The sequence below is a fragment of the Dietzia sp. DQ11-71 genome, from assembly GCF_014144995.1.
Classification (GTDB): domain Bacteria; phylum Actinomycetota; class Actinomycetes; order Mycobacteriales; family Mycobacteriaceae; genus Dietzia; species Dietzia kunjamensis.
Genome location: NZ_JAALDT010000384.1, coordinates 1 through 7001, shown reverse-complemented (window position 1 = coordinate 7001; position 7001 = coordinate 1). Strand labels below are relative to the sequence as shown.

Sequence of the window (7001 nt, the reverse complement as noted above, 5' to 3'; positions counted from 1 at the left end):
TCCGCCGGCCTCGGCGCCGGGCTCGCGGTGGCCGCCACCGGGATCGCCGCCGTGGACCGGTCGAACGACTACATGATCGCGTTGCTCGAGCGGGCCGGGCCGGGGGCGGAGCCGGATCTGCTCGACGCCCCGGAGCCGATCGCCGAATTCCTGCTGCTGGCGGTCGCGCTCTGGGTCGCCGCCCCACTCGTGGGATGGCTGGTGTCGACGGCGGCCCGTCACGCGCGCCCGGTGGTCGGCTCGGCGATCGGTCTCGGGTCGCTGATCGCCCTCGTCGTCGTCCCCCACGTCGTGTTCGACCCCCACGACGGCCCCTCGTGCCGCACCACCGCCCTGCTCGCGGTGGGCGTCCTGGTGGGCACCTACACGGGGCTGGGCTCGCTGGTGCGCTGGTCGGCGCGGCGCGTGCGGCGGGAACTGGCCACCATGGGGCCGATGGTGGCGAGGGTGCTGCCGATCCTCATGTTGGCGGTGCTGTTCCTGTTCTTCAGCGTGGAGATCTGGCAGGTCATGGTGGAACTGTCCTGGCCGCGGACGTTCGCCGTGCTGGGCGTCATGGTGGTGCTCACGGTGCTGCTGGTGGGCATCTCCACCCGCGACGACATCCTCCAGGACCTGGGTGGGCGTGCGCCGGTTCACCCGCTGCGTCCGGGCGAGCGGGTGAACCTGGTGCTGGTGCCCGTGCTGGCGACCCTGATCCAGGCGGCGCTGTTCGCGACGCTCGTGTTCCTGTTCTTCGTGACCCTCGGGTGGATCGCCGTCCCCGAGATCACCGAGACACGGTGGACGCTGCGCCCTCCCGACGAGCCCGGCGGGCTGCTGTTCGGTCTCCCGGTCAGCGTCACCCTCGTGCGCGTGTCGCTGATGCTGGCGACGTTCTCCGCGCTCAACCTGGCCGCCGCGGCGGCCTCCGACACCGCGCACAAGGAACGGTTCGTACGTCCTATGCTCGACGAGGTGGTCCGTGGCCTCGCGGCGCGGGAGGCCTACCTGGGGGCACGACGACGAGGGCTGCCGTAGGCCCGGGGCCCTGACGGGCCGTCAGGGGGTGCGGTAGTCCCGGGCGCGCAGCAGGACGGTCACGACCGCCGCGCCGATCACGACCGCCGCGGCCAGCGCGAGCGCGGTGGCGCCCATGGCCACGTGCAGCAGTGCGCCGGCGACACCACCGAGGACGAGCGCGGACCACAGGGCCACCTGCTGGCGGTACGGGGCCCACGATCCCCCGGCCAGCGCGTCGACCAGGCGGTGGGCCGACTTCACCACGGCGCCCGTCATGTACGTCACGCCGAGCGAGACCTCGCCACGGGAGTGGAAGACGGAGTTCATGGCCCCCATCGATGCCGCCGCCGCCGCGACGGACACCGGCGTCCCGAGCACCGTGGCCGTGGTGACCCGGTGCAGGACGAGCGAGAGCACGAGCAGGAACGCCACGAGGGACAGGACCGCCGGTCGGTCGTCGAGGTTGCGGCGTCGGGTCACCACCGCGCCCCCGACCGCCCCCAGGAAGAACGAGACCAGCACGACGGCGGCGATGGCGGCACCTGCGAGGTCACCGCCCGAGAGATCGACGACCATGCGGGTGGAGTTCCCGCTCATGAAGGACACGAAGTAGCCGCCCACCACGAGGAAGCCGACGGCGTCGACGAACCCCGCGGTGGCGGCGAGCACCACCGCGAGGACCCGCTCACGCCCGCGCAGGTCGCGCATCCGCCCGCCTGTCCCCGGTCCGGCCGTCCTCCCCGACGACTCAGACGGGGTCGACGCCGAACAGCGCCGGCAGCGTCCCCTCGTGGGCGGCGCGCAACTCGTCGGTGGTGAGGGTGAACTGGCCCTGCACCTCGAACGTGCCCGAGTCGGGGTCGGTCACGCCGACCCGCGCGTGCGGGATGTTCTGCGCGGTGAGCATCTGCTGGAAGCGGATCTCCTCGCCGCGCGGCACGGAGACGATCACGCGGCCGGCGGACTCGGAGAACAGCCAGACGAACGGGTCGGCGCCCTCGGGCAGCACGACGCGGATGCCGCACTCGCCCGCCAGCGCCGACTCCACGAGAGCCTGCGCGAGGCCGCCCTCGGACAGATCGTGGGCGCCGGTGATGAGGCCGTCCTTCGAGCTGGTCGCCATGATGCGGGCCAGGGTGGCCTCCCACTTCAGATCCACCGTGGGCGGCAGTCCGCCGAGGTGGTCGTGGGCGACCTGGGCCCAGATGGACCCGTCGAGCTCGTCCCGGGTCTCGCCGAGGAGGTAGATGCTCTCACCGGGGGTGTCACCGAACGCGGTGGGCGTGCGGCGGGCGACGTCGTCGAGCACGCCGAGCACGCCCACGACGGGCGTCGGCAGGATCGGCGTGGAGCCGGTCTGGTTGTAGAACGAGACGTTGCCGCCGGTGACGGGGATGCCGAGCTCGGCACACCCGTCGGCCAGGCCGTGGACGGCCTCGCGGAACTGCCACATCACGCCCGGGTCCTCGGGGGAGCCGAAGTTCAGGCAGTTGGTCACCGCGACCGGGGTGGCGCCGGTGACGGCGACATTGCGGTACGCCTCCGCCAGGGCCAGCCGGGCACCGGTGTACGGGTCGAGCTTGGTGTAGCGACCGGAGGCGTCGGTGGACAGCGCGATGCCGCGACCGGACTCCTCGTCGATGCGCAGGACGCCGCCGTCGGCGGCCTCCGCGAGGATCGTGTTGCCGCGGACGTACCGGTCGTACTGCTCGGTGATGAACTTGCGCGAGCACAGCGCCGGGCTGGAGATCATGTCCAGAAGGGTCTGACGCAGCTCGTCACCGGTGGCCGGGCGGGCCAGGTTCGCGGTGGTGTCGGCCTGCAGAGCGTCCTGGTCGGCGGGGCGCTCGACGGGGCGCTCGTAGACCGGTCCCTCGTCGGCCAGTGACTCCGGCGGGGCGTCCACGACGGTCTCGCCGCGGAACTCGATGGTGAGCCGGTCGCCGTCGGTGACCTCGCCGATGTCGGCGGCCAGCACGTCCCAGCGGCGACACACCCCCATGAAGGCCTCGACGTTCTCCGGCGTCACCACGGCGCACATGCGCTCCTGCGACTCACTCGAGAGGATCTCCGCGGCGGTCATGCCCTCCGCACGCAGCGGGACGTTGTCGAGCACGATGTGCATGCCGCCGTCGCCGGCCGCCGCCAGCTCGGAGGTGGCGCACGCCAGGCCGGCTCCGCCGAGGTCCTGGATGCCCACGACCAGTTCCTCGCGGTACAGGTCGAGGCAGCACTCGATGAGGACCTTCTCCATGAACGGGTCGCCCACCTGGACGGCCGGGAGCTTGCGGGGTTTGACCGGCGCGCCGTGCTCATCCACGTCGAAGGTCTCGGAGGCGAGCACCGACACGCCACCGATCCCGTCGAGGCCGGTGCGGGCACCGAACAGGATGATCCGGTTGCCAGTGCCGGAGGCGAACGCCAGGTGCAGGTCCTCGACGCGCATGACGCCCGCGCCGAGGGCGTTGACCAGAGGGTTGGCGGCGTAGGACTCGTCGAACACGGTCTCGCCACCGATGTTGGGCAGGCCCAGGCAGTTGCCGTAGCCGCCGACGCCCGCCACGACGCCGGGGAGCACGCGGTGCGTGTCGTCGGCGTCGGCGGGGCCGAAGCGAAGCTGGTCCATCACGGCCACCGGCCGCGCACCCATCGCCATGATGTCGCGGATGATCCCGCCGACACCGGTCGCGGCGCCCTGGTAGGGCTCGATGTACGAGGGGTGGTTGTGGGACTCCACCTTGAACGTCACGGCCCAGCCGCCGCCGATGTCCACGACGCCGGCGTTCTCACCGATGCCGGCGAGCATGGACGAGCGCATCTCGTCGGTGGTGGTCTCCCCGAAATACTTCAGGTGCACCTTGGACGACTTGTAGGAGCAGTGCTCCGACCACATGACGGAGTACATGGCCAGCTCGGCGTCCGTGGGGCGACGCCCCAGGATCTCCCGGATGCGGGCGTACTCGTCCTCCTTGAGTCCGAGTTCCGCCCACGGCTGGGCCAGCTCGGGGGTGTCGGAGGCGTGCGAGATGGAGTCCACATGAGAGGTCACGGGGCCGAGTCTAGTCGGCCCCGTCCGGGTGGCGAATCGACGCCTTCGGCCCCACCTCGTGCGGGGTCGCCCGGGGTCCGACCTACGTCGACAGGACCTCGAACGTCAGGCCGCCGCGCTGGACCCGGTCCAGCAGAGCGTCACCCATGGCCTGGGCCGTGGTGAGCTGACCCGAGAGCGCGGGCAGGTCGTCGAACGCCAGGCTCAGACCCGACTCGGCGAGCATCATCGACGTCTCGGTGTACCCCGGGTCGCCCCCCGAGACCCGGGTGACGATCCGACGTCCGCCGGCGAGCGCGACGAACGTGACGTCGAACGAGGACCGGGCCCGGCGGGACTCGCTCGGCCCGGCCCCGCGGTCGATCCGCTTGAGGATCTGCGACCGGATGGGGCCGACCTGCGAGCCGAGCGCGAGCGCGCCGACACCGACCATGCCGGCCGTGGCGGTGACGGGCGAGCCGACCGACGCGTAGTGCGAGTAGGTGAAGTCCGGCCCGTAGCTCTCGAGGGCTGCGGCCGACCGCAGGACGATCTGCGGGTCGATGGTCGGCAGCGGCACGAGCCAGCGGCCCAGCACGCTGTCCCGGTGCGGCTTGCCCTGGACCGACTTGATCCGCCGGTCGGCGACCCTGCCCTCCTTCTGGCGCCGCAGCTTGGCGGTCTTCGCCGCGTCCCGCAGGCGCGCGAACTGGCCGATGGCCGAGTGGAAGGTTCCGCCGGAGAACTGGGCGTCCGCGTGGACGGCCCCGTACACCACCGCCGGCACACCCTCGGGCACCTGCTTCATGGTGTAGAACACGCCCAGGTCGTGGGGGATCGAGTCGAAGCCGCAGGCGTGGACGATCCGTGCGCCGGAGGCCACGGCCGCGTCGTGATACTCGAGGTACATGCGGTCCACGAACTCGGGCTCCCCGGTCAGGTCCACGTAGTCGGTTCCGGCCTCGGCGCAGGCGGCCACCAGGGGCTCGCCGTACTCGAGGTACGGGCCGACCGTGGTGATGATGACGCGAGCGGACCGCGCCATCTCCGCCAACGATCGCGCGTCGTCGGTGTCCGCGACGACGACCCCGGGCGCGGGGACGTCCGGCATCTCGGTGGCCAGTCGGGCGACGATCGCGTCCAGCTTGGTCCGGTTCCGACCCGCCACCGCCCAGGAACCACCCTCGGGCATGTGCCGCAGCAGGTACTCGGCCACCAGTCCCCCGGTGAACCCGGTCGCACCGTAGAGGACGATGTCGAACGGCCGGTCGGCCTTGTCGGAGGCGGAGACGGGCTGGTTACTGGTTTCGCTCATCCCACGGTTCTACCGCATCGGCCGCGGTCGGCGGGCGACGCACGGGGCACAGCCGACCACGAGTGGCGCGAGTGACCTCTGTCATTAATGTGAAGAAAGTTGATCCGTTGTCCACCAGATAAGGGCAAAATCATCTCGCGCGCGCGACCACCCGGGTCGCCGCATCTCGCCCCGGCCATTCCGGGGCGTACCTCTTAGGGAGACCCCATGGACCTCACCGGTTCGATCGCCGACGCCACCGTTCCCTTCAGCATCGAGACCTTCGGCAGCTTCGACGGCGTCGGCTCCTCCGCCGTGGACACCATCCTCGGCTTCGTCCTTGAGCTGCCCCTGACGATCCTCGGCCTCGTCGCCGGCATCGGTGGCGACCTGGGCAGCACCCTCGGCAGCCCGCTCGGCTGATCCACCCCTGCAACACCGAAGGGCCCGCCGGGAGCAATCCCGGCGGGCCCTTCGCTCTGAGCGCAGCGTGCTGATCAGACCCTGACGATCGAGTCCAGCGCGGACAGGAACAGGCCCAGCCCGTCGTCGGACGGGCCGGTCAGCGGGTCGATCGCGTGCTCGGGGTGCGGCATGAGACCCACCACGCGACCGTCGGCGGAGCTGATGCCGGCGATGTTGTTGGTGGAACCGTTGGGGGCGTCACCGGCGAAGCGGAAGACCACGCGCCCCTCGGCCTCGAGCTTCTCGATGGTCTCGGGCGTGGCCATGTAGCGGCCCTCGCCGGACTTGAGCGGGATGAGGATCTCGGCATCCTGCTCGAACCGTGAGGTCCAGGCCGTGCCGTTGTTCTCCACCCGCAGCCACTCGTCGCGGCAGATGAAGTGCATGTCGCGATTGCGGCCCATGGCGCCGGGCAGCAGCCCGGCCTCGCACAGGATCTGGAAACCGTTGCAGATCCCCAGCACGGGCATGCCGCCCTTCGCGGCCGAGATGACCTCACCCATGACGGGGGCCATCGAGGCGATGGCACCGCACCGCAGGTAGTCGCCGTAGGAGAAGCCGCCGGGGACCACCACGGCGTCGACGCCCTTGAGGTCGGCGTCGGCGTGCCACAGCGAAACCGCCTCGGCCCCGGCCCGGGTGACGGCACGGGAGGCGTCGATGTCGTCGAGCGTGCCGGGGAAGGTGATGACGCCGATCCGTGCGGTCACGAGGCCGCCTCCGCGGTGTCCACGCGGACGACCTTCCAGTCCTCGATCACGGTGTTGGCCAGGAGGGACGAAGCGATCTCCTCGAGCTCGGCCTCCGTCACACCGTCGGCGATCTCGAGTTCGAACCGCTTGCCCTGCCGTACGTCGGTGACGCCGCCGTGGCCCAGACGGCCGAGGGCTCGGTGGATGGCCTGACCCTGCGGATCGAGGATCTCGGCCTTGGGCATGACTTCGACGACGACTCGGGCCACGGTGGGAACTCCTCGATCGGACGGCTACGCGGAATGATCCCGGACCGGCCGGGACTCACTGGTCGATCCTACCCGCCGCTGGTCGCCGGACCGAAAGCTCACGCGGCACCCACAAGCGCGACCGGTGACCACTCGTAGCGGGCGGGCCGCGCACCGTGCTCGCCGACGACCGCGTCGACCGCGTCGAGCAGCGCCGACCGGGGTGCCCGGCGCGAGAGTTGCCCGGCCGCGACGTTGAGCCGGACCGTCCC

7 protein-coding genes are annotated in these 7001 nt (G+C 71.3%); 2 read left to right on the top strand and 5 right to left on the bottom strand.

All coding sequences use genetic code 11. The features are described 5' to 3' along the window. A partial coding sequence (locus G6023_RS13025; protein ID WP_182635895.1) for a hypothetical protein occupies positions 1-1020 on the top strand: 1020 nt, incomplete at its 5' end. Positions 1021-1041: 21 nt separating this feature from the next. Here the strand turns inward: G6023_RS13025 and G6023_RS13020 are convergent. The 3 genes from G6023_RS13020 to G6023_RS13010 form a co-directional block, all read right to left on the bottom strand. Further along, positions 1042-1710 carry a YoaK family protein gene (locus G6023_RS13020; RefSeq protein ID WP_120284470.1) on the bottom strand — a complete coding sequence of 223 codons (669 nt, stop codon included), beginning with the start codon at positions 1708-1710 and terminating at the stop codon, positions 1042-1044. 40 nt (positions 1711-1750) lie between these two features. Further along, entirely contained in the window at positions 1751-4051 is a 2301-nt protein-coding gene (gene purL / locus G6023_RS13015) for a phosphoribosylformylglycinamidine synthase subunit PurL (RefSeq protein WP_159148463.1), read from the bottom strand. An 82-nt stretch (positions 4052-4133) separates the two neighbouring features. Then, positions 4134-5345 (bottom strand): saccharopine dehydrogenase family protein, encoded by a 1212-nt coding sequence (locus G6023_RS13010; RefSeq protein WP_159148462.1) that lies wholly within the window; start codon positions 5343-5345, stop codon positions 4134-4136. Between the two features lie 207 nt (positions 5346-5552). Here G6023_RS13010 and G6023_RS13005 point away from each other — a divergent pair, with 207 nt between their 5' ends. Next, a complete protein-coding gene (locus G6023_RS13005; RefSeq protein ID WP_069388990.1) occupies positions 5553-5747 on the top strand; it encodes a hypothetical protein in 195 nt (64 codons plus the stop codon). Between the two features lie 74 nt (positions 5748-5821). On the opposite strand, the gene purQ is transcribed toward G6023_RS13005, so the two are convergent. Beyond that, on the bottom strand, positions 5822-6499 hold the full coding sequence (gene purQ, locus G6023_RS13000; protein WP_069388989.1) for a phosphoribosylformylglycinamidine synthase subunit PurQ: 678 nt from the start codon (positions 6497-6499) through the stop codon (positions 5822-5824). Next, positions 6496-6750 carry a phosphoribosylformylglycinamidine synthase subunit PurS gene (gene purS / locus G6023_RS12995; RefSeq protein ID WP_069388988.1) on the bottom strand — a complete coding sequence of 85 codons (255 nt, stop codon included), beginning with the start codon at positions 6748-6750 and terminating at the stop codon, positions 6496-6498. The genes purQ and purS overlap by 4 nt, the downstream gene beginning before the upstream one ends. Positions 6751-7001 lie beyond the last annotated feature (251 nt).